The 18,945-nt window shown below is 41.7% G+C and carries 20 protein-coding genes and 1 riboswitch; of the genes, 3 read left to right on the top strand and 17 right to left on the bottom strand.

The genetic code is table 11. From position 1 onward, the window contains the following. Window positions 1-4: 4 nt before the first annotated feature. On the bottom strand, window positions 5-706 hold the full coding sequence (locus tag AC4HAI_RS06205) for an ABC transporter ATP-binding protein (protein WP_491110890.1): 702 nt from the start codon (window positions 704-706) through the stop codon (window positions 5-7). Window positions 707-819: 113 nt separating this feature from the next. On the opposite strand from AC4HAI_RS06205, the gene AC4HAI_RS06200 reads away from it, so the two are divergent. After that, the gene (locus AC4HAI_RS06200) at window positions 820-1,389 is read left to right on the top strand and encodes a TetR/AcrR family transcriptional regulator (protein ID WP_491110888.1); all 570 of its coding nucleotides are present in this window, start codon (window positions 820-822) and stop codon (window positions 1,387-1,389) included. Between the two features lie 70 nt (window positions 1,390-1,459). Here the strand turns inward: AC4HAI_RS06200 and AC4HAI_RS06195 are convergent, their stop codons facing one another. From AC4HAI_RS06195 to AC4HAI_RS06175, 5 genes are all read right to left on the bottom strand, one after another. Then, the gene (locus AC4HAI_RS06195) at window positions 1,460-2,185 is read right to left on the bottom strand and encodes a DUF3307 domain-containing protein (RefSeq protein WP_491110887.1); all 726 of its coding nucleotides are present in this window, start codon (window positions 2,183-2,185) and stop codon (window positions 1,460-1,462) included. After that, a complete protein-coding gene (locus tag AC4HAI_RS06190) occupies window positions 2,186-2,878 on the bottom strand; it encodes a SatD family protein (RefSeq protein ID WP_491110886.1) in 693 nt (230 codons plus the stop codon). Between the two features lie 177 nt (window positions 2,879-3,055). Then, on the bottom strand, window positions 3,056-4,651 hold the full coding sequence (ffh, locus tag AC4HAI_RS06185; protein WP_491110885.1) for a signal recognition particle protein: 1,596 nt from the start codon (window positions 4,649-4,651) through the stop codon (window positions 3,056-3,058). A gap of 30 nt (window positions 4,652-4,681) precedes the next feature. Further along, a complete protein-coding gene (locus AC4HAI_RS06180) occupies window positions 4,682-5,014 on the bottom strand; it encodes a putative DNA-binding protein (protein ID WP_491079168.1) in 333 nt (110 codons plus the stop codon). A 73-nt stretch (window positions 5,015-5,087) separates the two neighbouring features. Continuing rightward, the gene (locus AC4HAI_RS06175) at window positions 5,088-5,786 is read right to left on the bottom strand and encodes a GntR family transcriptional regulator (RefSeq protein WP_491110883.1); all 699 of its coding nucleotides are present in this window, start codon (window positions 5,784-5,786) and stop codon (window positions 5,088-5,090) included. Window positions 5,787-5,928: 142 nt separating this feature from the next. Between AC4HAI_RS06175 and guaA the strand changes: the two genes are divergently transcribed. Together guaA and AC4HAI_RS06165 are read left to right on the top strand one after the other, a co-directional pair. Further along, window positions 5,929-7,482: a glutamine-hydrolyzing GMP synthase gene (guaA, locus tag AC4HAI_RS06170; RefSeq protein ID WP_491110882.1), complete on the top strand. Its 1,554-nt coding sequence runs from the start codon at window positions 5,929-5,931 to the stop codon at window positions 7,480-7,482. A 78-nt stretch (window positions 7,483-7,560) separates the two neighbouring features. Beyond that, window positions 7,561-8,550 (top strand): HindIII family type II restriction endonuclease, encoded by a 990-nt coding sequence (locus tag AC4HAI_RS06165; RefSeq protein ID WP_491110881.1) that lies wholly within the window; start codon window positions 7,561-7,563, stop codon window positions 8,548-8,550. A 78-nt stretch (window positions 8,551-8,628) separates the two neighbouring features. Here AC4HAI_RS06165 and AC4HAI_RS06160 read toward each other — a convergent pair whose 3' ends face one another. The 11 genes from AC4HAI_RS06160 to pstC form a co-directional block, all read right to left on the bottom strand. Beyond that, complete coding sequence (locus AC4HAI_RS06160; RefSeq protein ID WP_491110879.1) at window positions 8,629-9,519, bottom strand: DNA-methyltransferase; 891 nt, start codon at window positions 9,517-9,519, stop codon at window positions 8,629-8,631. Between the two features lie 349 nt (window positions 9,520-9,868). After that, window positions 9,869-10,243, bottom strand: coding sequence for a hypothetical protein (locus tag AC4HAI_RS06155; RefSeq protein WP_491110878.1), 375 nt, complete (start codon window positions 10,241-10,243; stop codon window positions 9,869-9,871). A 125-nt stretch (window positions 10,244-10,368) separates the two neighbouring features. After that, window positions 10,369-11,640 (bottom strand): nucleobase:cation symporter-2 family protein, encoded by a 1,272-nt coding sequence (locus tag AC4HAI_RS06150; RefSeq protein ID WP_491110877.1) that lies wholly within the window; start codon window positions 11,638-11,640, stop codon window positions 10,369-10,371. Continuing rightward, window positions 11,640-12,221, bottom strand: coding sequence for a xanthine phosphoribosyltransferase (locus AC4HAI_RS06145; RefSeq protein WP_491110876.1), 582 nt, complete (start codon window positions 12,219-12,221; stop codon window positions 11,640-11,642). Before AC4HAI_RS06145 ends, AC4HAI_RS06150 begins: the two co-directional genes overlap by 1 nt. Before the next feature lie 174 nt (window positions 12,222-12,395). Further along, window positions 12,396-12,493, bottom strand: a riboswitch (purine riboswitch). 79 nt (window positions 12,494-12,572) lie between these two features. Continuing rightward, a complete protein-coding gene (locus AC4HAI_RS06140; RefSeq protein WP_491110875.1) occupies window positions 12,573-13,223 on the bottom strand; it encodes an endonuclease III domain-containing protein in 651 nt (216 codons plus the stop codon). A gap of 275 nt (window positions 13,224-13,498) precedes the next feature. Then, the gene (locus AC4HAI_RS06135; protein ID WP_491110873.1) at window positions 13,499-15,157 is read right to left on the bottom strand and encodes a sensor histidine kinase; all 1,659 of its coding nucleotides are present in this window, start codon (window positions 15,155-15,157) and stop codon (window positions 13,499-13,501) included. Further along, a complete protein-coding gene (locus AC4HAI_RS06130; protein ID WP_491110871.1) occupies window positions 15,147-15,821 on the bottom strand; it encodes a winged helix-turn-helix domain-containing protein in 675 nt (224 codons plus the stop codon). The genes AC4HAI_RS06135 and AC4HAI_RS06130 overlap by 11 nt, the downstream gene beginning before the upstream one ends. Next, window positions 15,818-16,468 carry a phosphate signaling complex protein PhoU gene (gene phoU, locus AC4HAI_RS06125; RefSeq protein WP_491110870.1) on the bottom strand — a complete coding sequence of 217 codons (651 nt, stop codon included), beginning with the start codon at window positions 16,466-16,468 and terminating at the stop codon, window positions 15,818-15,820. Before phoU ends, AC4HAI_RS06130 begins: the two co-directional genes overlap by 4 nt. Then, complete coding sequence (gene pstB / locus AC4HAI_RS06120; protein WP_491110940.1) at window positions 16,468-17,217, bottom strand: phosphate ABC transporter ATP-binding protein PstB; 750 nt, start codon at window positions 17,215-17,217, stop codon at window positions 16,468-16,470. The genes phoU and pstB overlap by 1 nt, the downstream gene beginning before the upstream one ends. Next, window positions 17,210-18,088, bottom strand: coding sequence for a phosphate ABC transporter permease PstA (pstA, locus tag AC4HAI_RS06115; RefSeq protein WP_491110869.1), 879 nt, complete (start codon window positions 18,086-18,088; stop codon window positions 17,210-17,212). Before pstA ends, pstB begins: the two co-directional genes overlap by 8 nt. A 2-nt stretch (window positions 18,089-18,090) precedes the next feature. Continuing rightward, window positions 18,091-18,936 (bottom strand): phosphate ABC transporter permease subunit PstC, encoded by an 846-nt coding sequence (pstC, locus tag AC4HAI_RS06110; RefSeq protein WP_491079186.1) that lies wholly within the window; start codon window positions 18,934-18,936, stop codon window positions 18,091-18,093. Window positions 18,937-18,945: the final 9 nt, after the last annotated feature.

Raw genomic sequence — 18,945 nt, 5'->3', positions numbered from 1 at the left:
CCTCCTAGTATTCTAAACTTGCAATATCTTGTGGGTGGGCATTGGTTTTGATGGATTTTACAGTCGCATCTCTCATGTGAATGACACGATCTGCAATAGGGGCTAAAGCCGAATTATGGGTGACAATGATGACCGTTGCGCCTTGCTGGCGGGACATGTCCTGGAGGATTTGCAGCACCTGTTTACCAGTTTGATAGTCAAGAGCACCGGTCGGTTCATCACACAGCAGGATCTTGGGTCTTTTAGCGACAGCACGTGCAATGGAAACCCGCTGCTGCTCCCCTCCAGATAATTGCGCTGGAAAGTTGTTGATCCGATTTTCAAGACCAACCTCTTTAAGAATGGTAACAGGATCCATAGCATCTTTGACAATTTCTGAGGCTAATTCGACATTTTCTTTAGCCGTCAGATTGGCTACTAAATTATAGAATTGAAATACAAAGCCGACATCGTCACGACGGTAATTAGTCCGCTGGTGTGAATTGAATTGGGCAATGTTGGTGCCGTCTATGATGACCTGCCCTTCATCGTTGGTATCCATTCCTCCTAGGATATTGAGTAAGGTGGATTTTCCTGCTCCCGAGGATCCAAGGATGATCACCAGCTCTCCTTTTTCAATTTCAAAATTAACATCGTCATTGGCTGAGATAGTGGTATCCCCCATATGGTAACGCTTGGTAGAATGTTTAACTTCGATATAGGCCATATTTTTCCTCCTTAATAAACACCTTATTGATTTATAATCGGGATTATTATATAATCACGCTGTTGATTTAACAAGAACAAAAATAAACAAAGTGTTGATTTAGGAGCCATATCATGACCCAAATTAGGCAGACTGAAACCAAAAACTATCTCAAAAAGGCTCTGGCCCGCCTATTATCTGAAAAAGATTTTGAAACCATTACCATATCAGATTTAACCAAAACAGCTGGCATCAATCGCGGGACCTTCTATCTCCATTATCGAGATAAATATGACATGATTAGCCAGATGAAAGAGGAAATGCTGGCCCAGCTCTTTAATATTTTGCAAAAGGAAGACTTGGATGAAGACCCTAGACCTGTGATAAAAGAGGTGCTTGACTATCTTGTCAAGGACTTCGACTTTGTCTCTGCCATCGCCAAGACATCTTATGTCAATTTCTCCCAAATCATCAAGGATTTTGTCTTTCAGCTCATTATCAGCCATCCTAGCAACCTTGATTGGAAAAAGATTATCGCCAAGCACTATGATATTCCGGAAGACTATGCCTTAGAAGTTTACCTGGCTAGTAGTGAAAGCCTCATTACCTATTGGATCAATCAAGGAGCCGACAAAAGTACAGCTGATATGGCTGATATTATCGTAAAAATCCTCTTTTTAGATGAGCCGATTGAGCAAGATTAGGCGCTAGAGCTTGATATAGACATGAAAAAAACGAGGTTGGAACCTTTTAATTCCAACCTCGTTTTGAGTCTTAAAGGATTAATAAGCTATAAGCTACCAGTACGCTGATCATGCTAAATAAGGAACCGATGAGATAATATTCAGCAAAGGCTTGATTTTTGGAAATCATATCGTATCGGGCAATAGATTTTGCAGTAAAGACTAGGGCTATGGCTGCATACTGCCCAAGAATGAGGAAGATACCGATAATGAGTCTTTCTAAATTCCCAACCATTGCACCAGCACCTGAGATACTGCTGCTATCCTCTGGTTTTACTTGATACTTTTCAAAATAAAGCTTGAAGACGATATTGATCGGTTTGGTAATGATCAGGAAAAATAGAGCAAGCCCCAGCCAATCAGGATTGAAGCTAGGGGAGTTTTGCTGAGGGGAGAGCCACAGATAGAGTCCGATTATAGCTAGGTAGTGGCAGAGTTGATCGACGGTAAAGATATAGGCTGGCCACCGTCCATTTGAAAATTTTGGTGCCAGGAAAAACTTGGCATAGTCGATAATGACGTGACTCAACCATATCAATCCCATGAAGCGCCAGCTGCTCGGTGATATAAAACTGCTCAGGACAAGCGGGATAGCAACGATACCAAGGTGCTCCCATAGGGCTTTTTGGCTTATGATTTTACGATCAGCTAAGTCTTGGGACTGCCAATGAAAGTCTGCTAACACATGGGCAATCAAAGCTAGGGTTAAAAGGGGATTGCTCTCTAGAAATTCAGCAATAATATTAAGGCTTTTCATCTATTTGTCTCCCTTCTCTTTTGGGACTAGAGGCTTGTCTTTTGTCATACTAAGGATCATATCAGCTGCTGCCTTTCTTGAGCGTAGATACTGTTTTAATCCACTTGCCTTGAGCCGTTTGGTAAATCCACTAGGATTAATGCCTAATTTTGAGGCAATTTTTTGATGCTCAAAAGGCTCTTGATAGATCTTGTCATCGAGTAGAACTTCTAAGATAGCCCATTGATTTTTCGTCCATTTAGACTTGATAAAGTCGCCGGTTGTCAAAAGGCTATTAATCATTTCTTGCAGCTCCGGCCTATCACAGACTAAGGCAATCTGAGAAGCACCATAATCATTCTTATCGTGGATATACTTGATAGCTTCACGTGCTCTCCAGAAGGCAGGACCATCTGAGCCAATGCTCTGCTCTTTATTAATGGGGGTCAGCATCTCTCCAAGTCCTACCCCAAAGCGTAGTTCTACAGGCTTCATTGCTAGCTGTATTCTCTCGATCATTTGAAAAATATGATCTGTTGGGACTAATAAAGCTTGGAATTCATCGCCGGTTGTTATGGTGAAGGGCGAAGCGATACTATCCGCATAGTTCTGATTAATACTCAAAAGTTGCTGGTGCAAGGTTTCTTGTACTTGGGCTCTATTGTTCAGTGTCTTTGACTGGATGATGTCTCCAATGATAGCAATATAGATCATCAGCACCTCCTTTTTGTCTATTTTAACAGACAAAATAAAAAATGTCTATTTTTATAGACATTTTATCTTGAAGAAAAAGTATTGTTTGCTACCATACTTAGGTTCTGTTGGACGCTAGCACCCTCCTTCGGAGTTTCATAGCTTAATTTTGAGCCTTATAAAAAGTTGGAGTATAGCTTACTTCTTCCCACGTTTTTTCTTAGCTTTTTTAATCTTATTAGCTTGGCGCTTCATCATTTGCTTCATGGCAAAGGAACCAACCTTACCTTTTAGACCGCCGCCCATCATTTGGCTCAGATCCATATTGCCAAGGTCTGGCATGCCAGCACCACCTGCCATGGCTGAGAGATCAGGCATGCCACCCTGCCCCATCATACCTTCAAGGGCTGACATGTCCATACCTTCCATTCCTGGCATATCTTTGGGGAGTTTGTTGGGATCCAGTCCCATCTGCTTCATGGCTTTGTTCATATCACCACTCATAACTCCCTGCATCATGCTCTTAGCTTGGTTGAAATCCTTGATAAATTTATTGACCTCAACAAAGCTATTGCCTGAACCAGCAGCGATACGACGACGGCGGCTAGGATTAAGAAGGTTCGGATTTTCACGCTCTTCAGGAGTCATAGATGATACAATGGCACGGCGACGAGCGATTTGTTTGTCATCCACCTTGATATTGCTGAGAGCTGGATTATTGGCCATACCTGGAATCATTTTGAGGATGTCTTCCATGGGTCCCATATTTTGAACCTGATCTAACTGCTCGATGAAATCGTTAAAGTCGAAGGTGTTCTCACGCATCTTCTCAACCATCTCAGCGGTACGTTTCTCATCATAGTCCTGACTGGCACGCTCGATCAAGGTAAGGAGATCCCCCATTCCCAGAATGCGGCTGGACATACGATCTGGGTGGAAGGTTTCAATATCAGTGATCTTTTCACCGGTTCCGGTAAATTTGATAGGCTTGCCTGTGATGTGGCGAATAGACAGTGCAGCACCACCACGGGTATCACCATCTATCTTGGTCAGGACAACCCCAGTGATATCTAATTGTTGATTGAACTCACGGGCGATATTAGCCGCTTCCTGACCGATCATGCTATCGACAACCAGAAGGATTTCATTAGGCTGCGCTAGTTTTTTAACATCTTGAAGCTCCTGCATGAGCGTTTCATCGATCTGCAGCCGTCCGGCGGTATCAATAAGGACGTAGTCATTATGGTTTTCCTTAGCCTGGGCTAAACCGTTTTTAACGATCTCTACAGCTGGGACTTCTGTTCCCATATCGAAAACTGGCACATCAATTTGCTCACCAAGGGTTTTCAACTGATCAATGGCTGCTGGTCGATAGATATCAGCCGCAATCATAAGAGGACGTGCTTTTTCTTCCTTGACCAGTTTATTAGCCAATTTACCCGCGAAAGTCGTTTTACCAGCCCCTTGGAGCCCGATCATCATGATAATGGTTGGGATTTTTGGGGCTTTTTCGATCTCAGCTGTTTCAGACCCTAGAATCTCGGTCAACTCCTCATTGACAATCTTGATGATCTGTTGAGTAGGATCCAGCGTATCGATAATCTCATGTCCGACAGCCCGCTCACGTACACGTTTGATAAAGTCTTTAACGACTGGAAGGGCAACATCGGCTTCCAAGAGAGCCATACGAATCTCTTTGGTGACCTCTTGGACATCTTTTTCAGAGAGCTTTTTCTTCCCTCGGATATTTTTAAAGACGCCTTGTAGGCGTTGGGTTAAACTTTCAAAAGCCATAGTTAAATTAGCTTTCCTTTCTTTTTGTGCTTAGTCTCTATTATCAATACTGGTCAAAAGCTTGATGTTCTCCTGCAGGAAGCTATCCTCAGGATATTTTTCCAATATGGTGTCAAAGATCTCGCTGCGGACGATATAGTCTGAGTACATGTGGAGCTTCATCTCGTAGTCTTCCAGTGTTTTTTCTGTACGCTTGATATTGTCGTAAACTGCCTGCCTGCTGACACCAAACTCCTCTGCTATCTCCGCCAAGCTGTAGTCATCCGCATAGTAGAGCTCAATGTAGTTCATCTGCTTGTCCGTTAACAGTGGCGCATAGAACTCAAACAGCGCATTCATGCGGTTGGTTTTTTCAATTTCCATAAGCATCATTATAGCAAAAAAATAGGGGTTTTTATAGCCTGAAATTAGGATAAGGCTGCTTTTGTAGAGGCTGTTAGTTATTTTCTAAATAAAATTCAAATCGACCAGCTACATACTGGCTGCGGACAAACTCAAAAGCTGTGCCATCCTCTAGGTAGGAGGTTTGTTGCAGGGTCAACAGCGCGTGTCCTGGTTCAACGTTGAGCGCTTTAGAGCGTTCTTTATTAGCGGTATCAGCTGAGATAATCTGCTGACTTTTACCGATAGTATAGCCATTGTCCACCATGGTTTGAAAAAAATGGTTGGTTACTTCTTCTTTTTTAAACTGGCGGATCAGGCGCTCTGGGATACTGGTGATCTCGTAGACAACAGGGATATGGTCTGCATAGCGTACTCTTTCCATACGAATGATGTAAGAATTCCCTGCTAATCCGAGGTGGCGAATTTCTTGATCATTGGGATAGGTCCTCTGATAGGAGATAAGCTGGCTTGAGGGCGTCTTTCCCTGAGATTTGATAATTTCGGTGAAGCTTGTCGTGCCTCGCATCTTTTCTTGGACACGCTGACTGGCTACGTAAGTTCCGCTGCCGACACGACGTTCTAATATTCCTTCTTGGACTAAGAGAGTAATGGCTTGGCGCAGGGTCATGCGGCTGACTTGAAATTGCTCGGACAAGGCTCTTTCACTTGGCAGTCTGCTCCCAATCTTCCAAAGTCCTCGGCTGATATCTTCCTTGATGCTATTATGAATTTTAATATAAGCTGGCAGCATAATTTCCCCTCCTGTCTATACCAATAGTCTACCATATTCTTCTTGTAAATTTAACCAGAATTCTACTGCACTTGGGTTTAAAGTGTGCTAAAATAGTTCTAATAATCTGTCAGGTGTCTGACAAAAATGGAAAGGGTTAGCGATGACTGAATTTAACGATTTAGAGAAGATTATCGTCTTGGATTATGGGAGTCAGTACAATCAGCTGATTGCACGGCGTATCCGTGAGATGGGAGTCTTTTCAGAATTAAAGAGCCACAAGATCACAGCTGCTGAAGTCAAGGAATTAAATCCCATTGGAATTGTCCTGTCGGGTGGACCAAACTCCGTCTATGCTGAGGATTCTTTCGGCATTGACGAGGAGATCTTTAACTTGGGGATTCCGATTTTAGGGATCTGTTATGGTATGCAACTGTTGACAGATCGCCTTGGGGGTAAGGTTGTCCCTGCAGATGAGACCGGTAGTTCTGAATACGGACAGTCAGAGTTACGTTTGCGTACTGCTTCTCCTTTATTTGCAGGAACGCCTGACCAGCAAGTAGTGCTCATGAGTCATGGAGACGCTGTAACAGAGATCCCTGAAGGCTTCCAACTAGTCGGTGATTCAGAAGATTGTCCTTACGCTGCGATTGAAGACACGGAGCGTCATATCTATGGTATCCAGTTTCATCCAGAAGTAAGACATTCCATTTATGGTAATGACATTCTTAAAAATTTCGCTATCGAGATTTGCGGTGCTAAGGCAGATTGGTCTATGGACAACTTTATCGATCTTGAGATTGCTAAAATTCGTCAGACAGTTGGAGATCGAAAAGTCCTCTTAGGGTTATCTGGCGGAGTCGATTCTTCTGTCGTTGGTGTCCTTCTGCAACGTGCTATCGGCGATCAACTGACCTGTATCTTTGTCGATCATGGTCTGCTCCGTAAGGGAGAGGGCGATCAGGTCATGGAGATGCTGGGTGGCAAATTTGGTCTCAACATTATCCGTGTCGATGCTTCTAAGCGATTTTTGGATCTCTTGGCTGGTGTTGATGATCCTGAGAAAAAACGTAAGATTATTGGGAATGAGTTTGTCTATGTCTTTGATGATGAAGCCAGCAAACTAAAAGGGGTAGATTTCCTAGCTCAAGGAACTCTCTATACCGATATTATTGAATCTGGAACGGAAACAGCTCAAACGATCAAATCCCACCACAATGTCGGAGGCCTGCCTGAAGATATGCAGTTTGAGCTCATTGAACCTCTCAATACTCTATTTAAAGATGAAGTCCGTGCCTTGGGAACTGCTCTTGGTATGCCAGATGACATCGTTTGGCGCCAGCCCTTCCCTGGACCTGGTTTAGCTATCCGTGTCATGGGAGATATTACTGCCGAAAAGCTGGAAACTGTCCGTGAATCAGATGCTATCCTTCGTGAGGAAATCGCTAAGGCTGGACTTGAACGTGATGTTTGGCAATACTTTACGGTGAATACTGGTGTCCGCTCAGTCGGTGTTATGGGAGATGGTCGGACTTACGACTATACGATAGCCATTCGTGCTATCACTTCTATTGACGGGATGACTGCCGATTTTGCCAAGCTGCCTTGGGACGTCCTTCAAAAAATCTCAACCCGTATCGTTAACGAAGTCGATCATGTCAACCGCATTGTCTACGATATTACCAGCAAACCGCCAGCAACAGTTGAGTGGGAATAAATGATATTGTATAATAAAAAGGCTTAAAAATCAGTGTTTCAGAGCCTTTAATAAAATAATCGTAAACAGGAGAAAAATATGGTCTATGACCTTGAAAAACTCGTGAATGATGAATTTAAAAAACTTGAGGGAACCGATTTACTTACTGTTGATACCGAAAAAGTTACCGAAGATTTTTTCAGTATGCTCAGTAAAATTAGTGACCAAGATTTTGTAAATATTTTAATCACATCAGGATACATTCCTGATTTGTATGGAGCAGATTCTAGAGAAGAAACTCTTTTTACAAAACTATGTGAGGTACTTGAAGTAAATTGGGCTATTCGAATGGGTTTTGAGGCAAGATCTGTAACTCAAAAATCATCTTATGAAGATGTTGTAATAAAAATCAATAACAAAACAATTGTTTCAGATACAAAATCATTTAGACTGGGGAGGTCTCAACAGGCTCCCAATGTAAAAGATTTTGTTAAGCCAGAAGATTATTCAAAATGGGCTGCAAGACATTTTGGAGAAAGATTAGGAGGGCTGGTAGTATATCCCCAATTACATGAGTGGACTAGAAAAAGTGATGCTCATGTATACTGTTCAGATAAAAAGAATCCGATATTAATGCTTCCGTTTCACTATTTGGCATATTTTTTAGAAAGAAAAGGTACTTTTGATTCCAATAATTTGGAAAAGTTATGGAATTACGACCAAATATTTCCTGAAAAAGCTAGTGGTCGAAATGACTATTGGAAAAAAATTAACGGAGTAATTTTACAAATTACAGGGGATAGTGAGTCACACTTCAGAGAATTCTTGGAATTGTCTGAAGAAAAGATATTTAATTTTGTATTAAGTAAGATAATGTTTTTAGAAGAACAAAAACAATTAAAAATAAAAGATATTGAATCTGAAATAAATGAAATTCCTGACGAATTTCTTAGAGAAGCTTTTTTAAATTATAGGCAAGAAATTGAAACGCAAGACATTATAGCATTCAAAGAACGTATTGAAAAATTTAGACTTGCAAAAGATAAAAAATCAACAGCATACTTTAAATTTATCGAATCTGGATTTTGAAAAACTAATAATCAAGAACTTTATAATGTAGCAAAAATAGCCGTGAAATGTAGATTTTACGGCTATTTTTTAATATATTTAAACCAATGTATTTAAGCGATTCAACGAATTACTGTAATATTCTTCATTTATCTCAAATCCTAAATAATGTCTATTTAACTCCTTTGCAGCAACCAAAGTAGTGCCACTTCCGGCAAAGGGATCAAGAATTAATTGATTTTCTTGAGTTGTTAATTCAATAAGTGCCTTCATAAGTGCTAATGGTTTTTGAGTTGGATGTAATCCACGATCGGTTGATAAATTAGGAATTTCAATATAGTTGTTACCTTTGGTTGAAAACATTTGCCATTTTTCTAGATTGTATCCTCCAACGCCGTGTATTAACATATTATCAGCAATTGTACCACCTTGTTTATAGGGTTTGGTAAACCATAGAATAGGCTCAAAAACAGGTCTTAAATTTCCTACTCTCCATTCTGATAATTTTTCAGCATTCTCAAAATCACTTCTGCGTTCATAAACCTTTGAGATTCTTTGAGCTTTCAGGGTGGCTTTACTTCTATTCCAACCGATCATATCTCGAAATGTAAAGCCTGAATTTTCCAAACCTACAATCGCTCTATGTGCATATCGTCTACCTGCAAAAATCAAACAACTTGCTCCAGGCTTTAAGACTCGAAACCATTCTTTTGCCCAGCTTTCAACCCAATTTTGATATTCAATAGGTATTTTCCTATCAGCCTCGCTCCAACCATTAATGGGTTTTCCTCTCATTTTAAATCCACTACCTGTTTTATGCTGTGCTGGACTCGAACCGCCTAAAGCAGAATTAGTATTCTCATGTAAAATATCCCAATCTGCAAAGCTTATACCGTAGGGAATATCAGATAGAATTAGGTGAATGCTTTCTGTTTTAATATTTTTTATTAATTCTGTACTGTCTCCATTATATATAGTATCAATTTCCAATATTTTACCCTCAATCTAGCTAATTTCATTATTTCATTATACCATGGAATATCGAAATTAAATATTCTTTTCGGACTACAATCCTCTCAAACCGTTTTTCAATAGTTAGGTATTTGTCATTCGTACGATTATCTAGCGACTGTTTCTATTTTATTTAACACACTTACTATTTCTCTAAATAAAGGATCCTTGTTCTTCTTACAGTTTCTTCTGAATTTAAAGCTGATCTAATCATTATTCTTCATTCTCCGTTTATTTTATATGTCGTAAATATCCTACGGAACTATTATAAGATAAAGTGTCGTGTTTTGTCAACACATAAAATTAAAATAAAAAATAGGCCCTAAACCTAAATTTCTCCATGTCTCAATAGTAAAGAACCTCTTACTATCATTCTAATAACAAATGAAGTAGTTACATAATTGGTTTCTGTGTATTGGGGTAAAATATTTTTTAATTCAGCAATTCCATCAATAGTAGTCTGATTCACTTGTAAATCAGTTCGTGTTTTTGGTGCATTTCGTTCCTCAACTTGAGAACCAAATTTTAATACTTTGTCCCATTTTTGTTTAGCAGTAATTTTTTTAGAATCTAAATAGGCTTGATTTACGACAAAGCCGTTAGTAAGATGGAGATTATCAAATTCTCCAGTTGCTTTTATTTCTTTTTTAAGAGTATCAATACTATGCTTTGTTTCTATTGCAAGTCTAACAGCTAATCTCACTATATTCACCACCTAATTTATTGCTACTACTATTATACAAAAAAAGTTGTGTTTTTCTACTGTCCCATCATTGGGGTGCAGTGCCGAGAAGGTCATAGGATTTTTAATTTTAACAGGCAAGCTCACTAGCTCTGCTTCTTTTTAGACTTGGTATTGAAAATGATATTGAGTAGGATTGAGCTAAGTGTAGCCATGACGATACCGTTGGTAAAGAACATTTGGACTGTTGTGGGGGCGCTGGCAAAGAGATTGGTATTGTTAAACCCTAATCCAGCGGCAATAGAAACAGCTGCGATAATGAAATTGTGCTCTTCATTTTTGAAGTCGACGGTATTGAGCATCTGAATACCTTGAAGCGCTACCATACCAAAGAGGACTAGCATAGCACCACCTAGGACGGGATTGGGGATCAACTGTGCTAGGGCACCAAACTTAGGAACGAGCCCCAGTATGATTAGAAAGACAGCGGTGTAATAAATTGGGCGACGATTCTTGATTCCTGAGAGCTGGACAAGTCCGACGTTTTGCGAGAAGCCAGTATAAGGGAAGGTATTGAAAATCCCGCCAAGAAGGACAGCCAATCCTTCTGCACGATAACCATTACGCAGACGCTTGCTGTCCAATCTATCCTTGGTCAAGTCAGACAAGGCTAAGTAAACACCAGTCGATTCGACCATAGAGACGGTTGCAATGATACACATCATAATGATCGAGGTTAATTCAAACTTAGGCTGGCCAAAATAAAATGGTTGGGGGACATGGACCAGTGGTGCTTGGGAAACAGCAGAGAAATCAACCTGACCCATGAAGCTGGCAAGAAGAGTACCACCAACTAGTCCAATCAAAATAGCAATGGACTTGATGAAGCCCTTAGCAACTATTTGAACTAAAAGAACGATGGCAATGGTTGCCAGAGATAGAAATAATGATTCAAGACTTGGCTTATCCGCATTATCTCCCATATTGCCCATAGCTACTGAAATCAGACTAAGACCGATAACAGTGATAACAGAGCCTGTCACGATCGGCGGAAAAAATCGAGCAATTTTAGAAAAGATACCAGCCACTAAAATAACGTAGATCCCCGAGGCAATCAAGGCACCAAACATATAGCCAGATCCTTGACTCTGTCCGATCATGATCAAAGGGGCAACCGACTGAAAGGCACAGCCGAGTACGACCGGCAGACCAATGCCAAAGTATTGATTGAGCTGAAGCTGCAAAAAGGTTGCTACCCCACACATAAAAATATCAGTTGCAATCAGATACGTCAGCTGGGTCGCAGAGTAGTTTAGACTGCTGGCGATCATGATGGGTACTAGAATAGATCCTGCATACATGGATAAGAGATGCTGCAGTCCTAAAATAGCTGATTGGGTATGACTTTCCTTGTTCATTAAGCGTCTGCCTCCTTGAAGTTTACTTGATTGTTACTAAAGCTAGCTACACGTGCTAAAGAGGTTACTTTCAGTCCCATATCCTGCAGGAGCTGACGTCCTGTCTGAAATGATTTTTCGATGGCGATACCGATCCCCACCACTTCTGCTCCTGCTTGCTGGATAATTTCAATCAAGCCCTTGGCAGCTTGTCCATTGGCTAAAAAATCATCAATGATCAAGACCCTGTCATCTTTGGAGAGAAACTTTTCAGCAATAGAAACGGTACTAGTCACCTGCTTGGTAAAAGAATAAACTTCTGCTGTCAAAATTCCTTGAGTCATGGTGATATTTTTATGTTTTTTGGCAAAAATCATGGGGATCCCTAATGCTTGGGCGGTATAGACAGCAGGTACAATGCCAGAAGCTTCAATAGTGACAATTTTTGTAATCCCTGCCTTCTTGTAAACTTCCGCCCATACTTGTCCCATTTCCTGCATGAGTTGATAGTCCACCTGATGGGTCAAGAAACTATCTACCTTGAGAATGTTCTCTCCCAAAACCTGACCATCTTTGCGAATACGATCTTCCAGTGCTTTCACATTTTCCTCCTCAATCAACAGAAAAAAATAATAACTTGAATAGGGACTAGTCTTTCTTAATTGCCTCTAATTGGTTTTAAAATAGCATAAAAAATGAGTATCCACTGTGTCAGATACTCATTTTTAACACTAGCTTTTGAAGGCTTTTGATACACAAAAAGCACTTTGAAGTTAGTTCTTGTCTGCCATACTTATTGAAAGACATTTACGGTGTCTTGTAGAGACGCTGTGCCCTATTCACAGTTTAAATAAGTTTCTGATAGATTATTTTATTGTATGATCGAAAAATCGATTGCTCTAATCATACCACGCAGTATTGAAATTGTAAATCCTGATTTAGCTTGCTTTTCTTTAAGCCCGCCAGTCTAACCTATGGTCAGCCAGAAAGCTTGTTTTGAAGTTCTCTATAGGATGAAAATGGCTTTTGCCAAACTCATCAATCAAGCCGTGAAATTCTTGGGCATCCTGATAAGTAAAGGGCTCTGGCAGTCTTGAGAGCTGACGGTTCAAACTTTGGTAGTTGGTCAACCCTTCGACACCTAGGAGACTAAAAAGCGTACGAGCATACTTATCTGCTACAAATTGTGGCTGGTCAAATATATAAGTTAGCAGGACATCAGCCGTCTCAGGTCCGACACCATGCAGCTTAAGTAGGGTGTCACGAAGGGTGTCACCGTACTGTGCTACAGTAGCCTTGGGATCCTGGTTGTGAGCTAGGTACCACTGGGTCAGTGTCTTAATCGCCTTACTCTTATTTTTCATAAAGCCAGCTGGCCGAACGAGCTCTTCCAACTCTTCCAGAGTTAGTTGCTGAATGCGCTGAAAATCATAGTCAGTCTGCGCTTTAATCAGCTGCGATGCACGAACAGCATTGCCTTCTGTTGTATTCTGAATCAAGATAGCTTCAATGATGATCTGCTGCTTGCTGTCAGCCGGCCACCAGTTGGTTGGTCCCATGTGAGCCAGCATCTTTTGATAGAGATCGTATAGAGATAAATTCATTTTATGTCACAACTCCAATAACCTTGTGGGGCAGGTAGGTTTCATCTAAATAATACCTGCATCTGTCTGCTGCGCCTAATCTTATATACGTCATGCTAATAATCTCCTCTAGGAATTTCATCTCCATTTTACACCTTGGTATCCGCTATCAGTCAAGTTAAAACTTTAAAACAGGCGATTATTTCTAACAGAGTTTGAAATAATCAGACTTGATAGCAGGGAAAATAAAAGACTGGGAGTTATTGTCCCAGTCTTAGGTTTATAAGAGTGATCTTTTATTTGACGGCTTTGAAGATCACGGTCATCTTGGTTCCCTTACCTTCTTGGCTGTCAATTTGGATCTGAGCACCATGGAGTTGAACAGCATGTTTCACAATAGAGAGCCCAAGACCTGTGCCTCCAACTTTCTTAGAATGACTCTTATCAATACGGTAGAAGCGCTCAAAGATGCGCTGTTGCTCATCTTTAGGTATTCCGATTCCAGTATCTTCTACTTCCAGCTGAACAGAGTCAGAGCTAGACTGGATACGCACGAAGACCTGACCGCCTTCTTTATTATAGCGGATGGCATTGTCGCAGAGATTATAGACGATCGATTCGATCAAGGCTGGATTAGCCATAATAAGGGCTTTTTGTCCGGTTAGATCGAGGGTGATATGACTATCTTTTGCCTTTGCTTGCAAGGATGAGACGATCTGCTCGCTGATTTGATTTAGGTCAAGGAGCTCCATCTCTATCTGATCAGATTCATCCAGATGGGATAGATTGATGACATCCTCTACGAGTTGGATCATACGCTGGGATTCTCGATAAATCTTCTGCGCAAATTTAGGAATGTCATCTTCACTAACGAGCTGACCGCTAAGCATCTCGGAGTAGCCTGCGATGACATGCAGGGGTGTTTTTAGTTCATGAGAGACATTAGCTGTAAACTCACGGCGCATCTGCTCAATTTGAAGCTGATCGGTAATATCAAAAAGTAAGAGGACAAGTCCTGTTATCTGGTCCCCCTCTTTGACAGGACGTCCCAAGACACGATAGGTAGCTTGATCAAATTCTAGATAGCCTTCACCTTTTTTGCCATCTAGTCCTTTGTCGATTAATTGATTGAGATTGTAATCACGTGAGATTTCGATCATATCCTTGGTGATGGCTGTTTCATCCGTATTGAAGAGTTTCTGGGCAGATGGGTTGATACTGATGATATGACGATTGTTATTGAGTAGGATCATCCCCTCCTTGATTCGGGAAATGATGGTATCAAACTCTTGTTGGTGTTGTGCCAGCAGGGTTTCTCTATGGCTGATCTCCCTTTGATGACGGTCGATCCGACGCAGCAAGGGAGACAGTTCTTCATAGGTGTCATTTTCCATGGGCGCTTCAAGGTTGAGTCTATTAATGGGCTCAACTAGGCGATTGGCTGTATAGCGAGCAAGCATAATAGAGAGCAGAAAAGCGACTACTACTACTAAGAAAATCGTCTGTGCCATTCGTATCAAGAGTAAGAGGACAGTGTGTTGGGTGACCGACAATCTTACGACAGTTCCATCCTTTAAGCGTTTAGCGGTGTAGAGTGAGCGTTGGGTCATTGTCGATGAGTAGCGTGAACTCTCTCCTACTCCGCTTCTTAAAGCCTCTTTGACCTCTTTACGATTAGCATGATTGGCCATCTTGGCAGGATCCTTATCACTGTCATAGATCACAGTTCCTGTATCATCGATCCAAGTCACTCGAATACTAGACGTATCCAGCTGGTCAAAATAACGTGAACCGCCCAGGTCTATCCCTTGGGCAACCAAACTGGTCTCTGTACGCAGTTGAGCCATTTGGTTGTCGGTAAAGTAGCGATAAAGCACCCCTAAAATCATGACTAAGGAAGCTATAAGTACCCCTAAGGTTGCTAAGAGTGTTGACTTAAAAATCTTACGGGTCATCGGTTACCTCCATTCGATAGCCTACCCCACGAACAGTTTGGATATAATGGCTGTAAGAGCCGAGCTTGGTTCGTAGTGTGCCGATGTGGACATCAACTGTCCGTGTCTCTAAAACGGCTTGTTCTCCCCACACCGTGTCTAAAAGCTCCTGACGGGTGAAGACCCGCTTGGGATGGCTCATCATGAGTTCCAGCAGATCAAACTCTTTTCGGGTGACCTCTAGTCTTTTGTGATTAAGCATAATGAGATGAGCATCGCTGTCCAAAGATAGGGCTCCCATTTCCAGGAAATTAGTCTTGGTTTGAGAACGACGCAGAACAGCCTTGACTCTAGAAATCATCTCCATCATACCAAAAGGTTTGACGAGGTAGTCATCTGCTCCGAGATCCAGACCCTTGACCTTGTCAAATTCAGTTCCCTTGGCTGTTGTCATTATGACAGGTATATCTTTGGTCCCTAGGCTGTTCTTGAGCCGTTTGAGAATTGTCAGACCATCTTCATTTGGCAGCATAATATCCAATAAGATGAGTTCTGGTTGTTCTTGGTCAAACATCTCCCAAAAAAGAGTACTGTCTTCAAAACCTTTGGCTTTGAATCCAGAAGTCTCTAAAGTGTATAAAATGAGCTCACGAATATCATCATCATCTTCGACACAATAAATCATGCAGTATCTCCATCTAACTGTCCTGTAATTGAATAAAGCACCCACTTAGCAATATTAACCGTATGATCTCCGATACGTTCTACATATTTAGCGACCATCAAGAGATCTATTGCATATTCCCCATCCGCTTCTGGCTGAGCAAAGTAGGCAATCAGTTTTTCTTTTATTGTATCAAATTGTTGGTTGACTTGCTCATCATGTTCGATGACTTCTTGAGCTTTCGTCCTATCTTCATCCACGAAAGCATCGATACTTCTAGTTACCATCTTAGCTACAAGCTTGGTCATCTCTTCTAAAAGCTCGACTTCTGGACCTGAGATGATATGCTTTTGTGCAATGATAGCTGCCATTTCACCAGACTGAGCTCCCACGCGCTTCATATCATAGACCATCTTAAGAGCAGCTGAGATACGGCGCAAATCTCTGGCAACTGGCTGCTGGCGTAAAAGGAGCTTGAGGCACTGAGCTTCGATGTCTCTTTCTAATCGATCAATGTGGCGAGCGGTCTCTGTCACTTGGTCAGCTAGGTGAAATTCATCTTCCTTTAAAATTTCTAAGGATAGGATGATAGCTTCCTCACAGAGAGAACCCATAAGGGTTAAATCCTTATTGAGGTCATTGAGTTGGTGATCAAACTTAGAACGCATTAGCCAAACCTCCCTGTAATATAATCTTCTGTTCGTTTGTCTTGTGGCACTGAGAAGAGTTGACTGGTCCTATCAAACTCGACCAACTCACCAGATAGGAAGAAAGCTGTTTTATCAGACACCCGGACAGCTTGCTGCATGTTGTGGGTGACCATGATAATGGTATAGTTCTTTTTCAGTTCCATGACTAATTCTTCGATCTTAGCGGTGGAAACTGGGTCTAGGGCACTAGTTGGCTCGTCCATGAGCAGAATTTCAGGCTCAATAGCTAGGGCACGCGCAATGCACAATCGCTGCTGCTGTCCTCCTGATAGTCCTAGGGCTGATTTGTTGAGTCGGTCCTTCACTTCGTCCCAGATGGCAGCTCTGCGCAGAGAATGCTCGACAATTTCATCGAGCTTGGCCTTGTTGTGAATCCCGTGTGAGCGCGGTCCAAAGGCAACATTATCATAGATGCTTTTAGGAAAGGGATTGGGCTTCTGAAAGACCATACCGACTTTTTTGCGCAGGATATTTGTATCGACATCCTTGTAGATATCTTTGCCATCCAAGGCTACTAGTCCTTGGATATGGCAGTTTCTAACTAAATCATTCATGCGATTGAGGCTTTTAAGCAGAGTTGATTTTCCACAACCCGAAGGGCCGATAAAGGCAGTGATTTCTTTTTCAGCAATGTCTAGCTTGATATCCTTGAGCGCATGATGGTCACCATAGTAGAGATTTAATTGGTCGATTACTAATTTATTCACCATTGATCCTTCTTTCTAATTTTTTAGCAACCCATTCTGAAAAGAGGTTGATGACGATAACTAAGACTAGCAAGATAACCGCTGTAGCGTAGGTTTGGTTGATATAGAGTCCTTCTCCTGAAATAGCATACATATGAACAGCCAAGGTACGGCTGGAACTAAAGACACTCTTAGCCACTTCTGCTACGGTTCCCGCTGTAAAGATCAGGGCAGCAGACTCACCGACAATTCGACCAATGGCTAGGATAATCCCAGAAAAGATTCCAGGCAGGGCGCTCGGCAAAACAATTTGAAAAATGGTGCGCAATTTTCCAACACCCAGAGCGAAGCTCCCTTCACGATAGCCATCTGGAACTGATAGAAGAGCTTCTTCTGTCGTGCGCATCACTAAAGGAAGGACCATAACCGCTAAGGTCACTGCTCCAGATAGGAGCGAGAGACCCATATGGGCATATTTAACGAAAAAGAGGGCACCAAACAAACCATAGATAATGGATGGGATACCTGCCAGAGTCTCAGTTGCAATACGGATCACCGTTACAAAGGGATTGTCTCGTCTTGCATATTCTGTCAAATAGATAGAAGCTCCGATGGCAACTGGAACTGCAAACAAGAGCGCTAGTATCGTTATAAAAACAGTATTGATGAGAGCAGGCATGAGGGACACATTTTGTGTGGTGTAAGTCATTTCAAAGAGACTGGACTTAATATTGGGAATACCCTTGATCATTATGTAGCCCACAAGCGTTAGGATCGATAAAGCGGTTAAGACAATCCCTATATGCACCAGTAGGTTTAAACATAAGGATAGAGGATCATTTTTATAGGCTAACCACTTTTCTTGCCAGTGGCTTGATTTTTTGATTTTCATCTTTACTCCTCTTTACGTATCAGCGAGAAGCTGACATTGATGATTAGTACAAAGACAAACAAGACGACTGCCGTCCCGATTAGGGCTTGACGATGAAGGCCAGTTGAGTAGCCCATCTCCATCACAATATTGGTGGTTAAGGTCCGGACACCAGAGGTGATCGATGTCGGGATGACGGCTTGATTTCCTGCGACCATAATAACAGCCATAGTCTCACCGATAGCACGTCCTAATCCTAAAATCACGGCAGCTAAGATACTGCGTTTGGCAGCGGGGACAACAATGAAAAAGATACTGCGCTCATGGGAGGTACCGAGAGCTAGCCCTCCTTCATAGTAACTATCAGGGACTGCTCGGATAGCCGTCTCTGAGACGGTAATGATGGTTGGAAGAATCATCAACCCCAAAAGTAGGGAGGCTGTCAGAACCCCAGTACCAAGACTCAGTGTCTGTTCTCGGATAAAGGGTACCAAGACTACCAAGCCAAAGAAACCATAGACAACCGATGGAATCCCCGCCATGAGATTAATGGCCATCTTGAGTGGCTTATAGATCTTATCTGGACAAAATTTAGCCATGTAAATGGCACTGAGAATTCCGACAGGAACCCCGACTACCAAGGAACCCGCCGTCACATAGATAGATCCGATGATCATAGGAAAGATTCCATAGCTATTATTAGCTGGCTGCCATATCTTGCCAAAGATAAAGTCACCGAGTCCAATCTTTGTGATAGCTGGAATTCCATTTGAAAAGATAAAGAGACAGATAAGTAGAACTGATAATACAGAAATACAAGCAGTCAGGAAGAAGACTGCCTGCATGATTTTTTCCTTTGTCTGGGCCATCTAAGACTC

It is taken from the genome of Streptococcus sp. ALY_208 (genome assembly GCF_058314295.1).
This window is presented reverse-complemented; position numbering and strand designations above follow the sequence as displayed.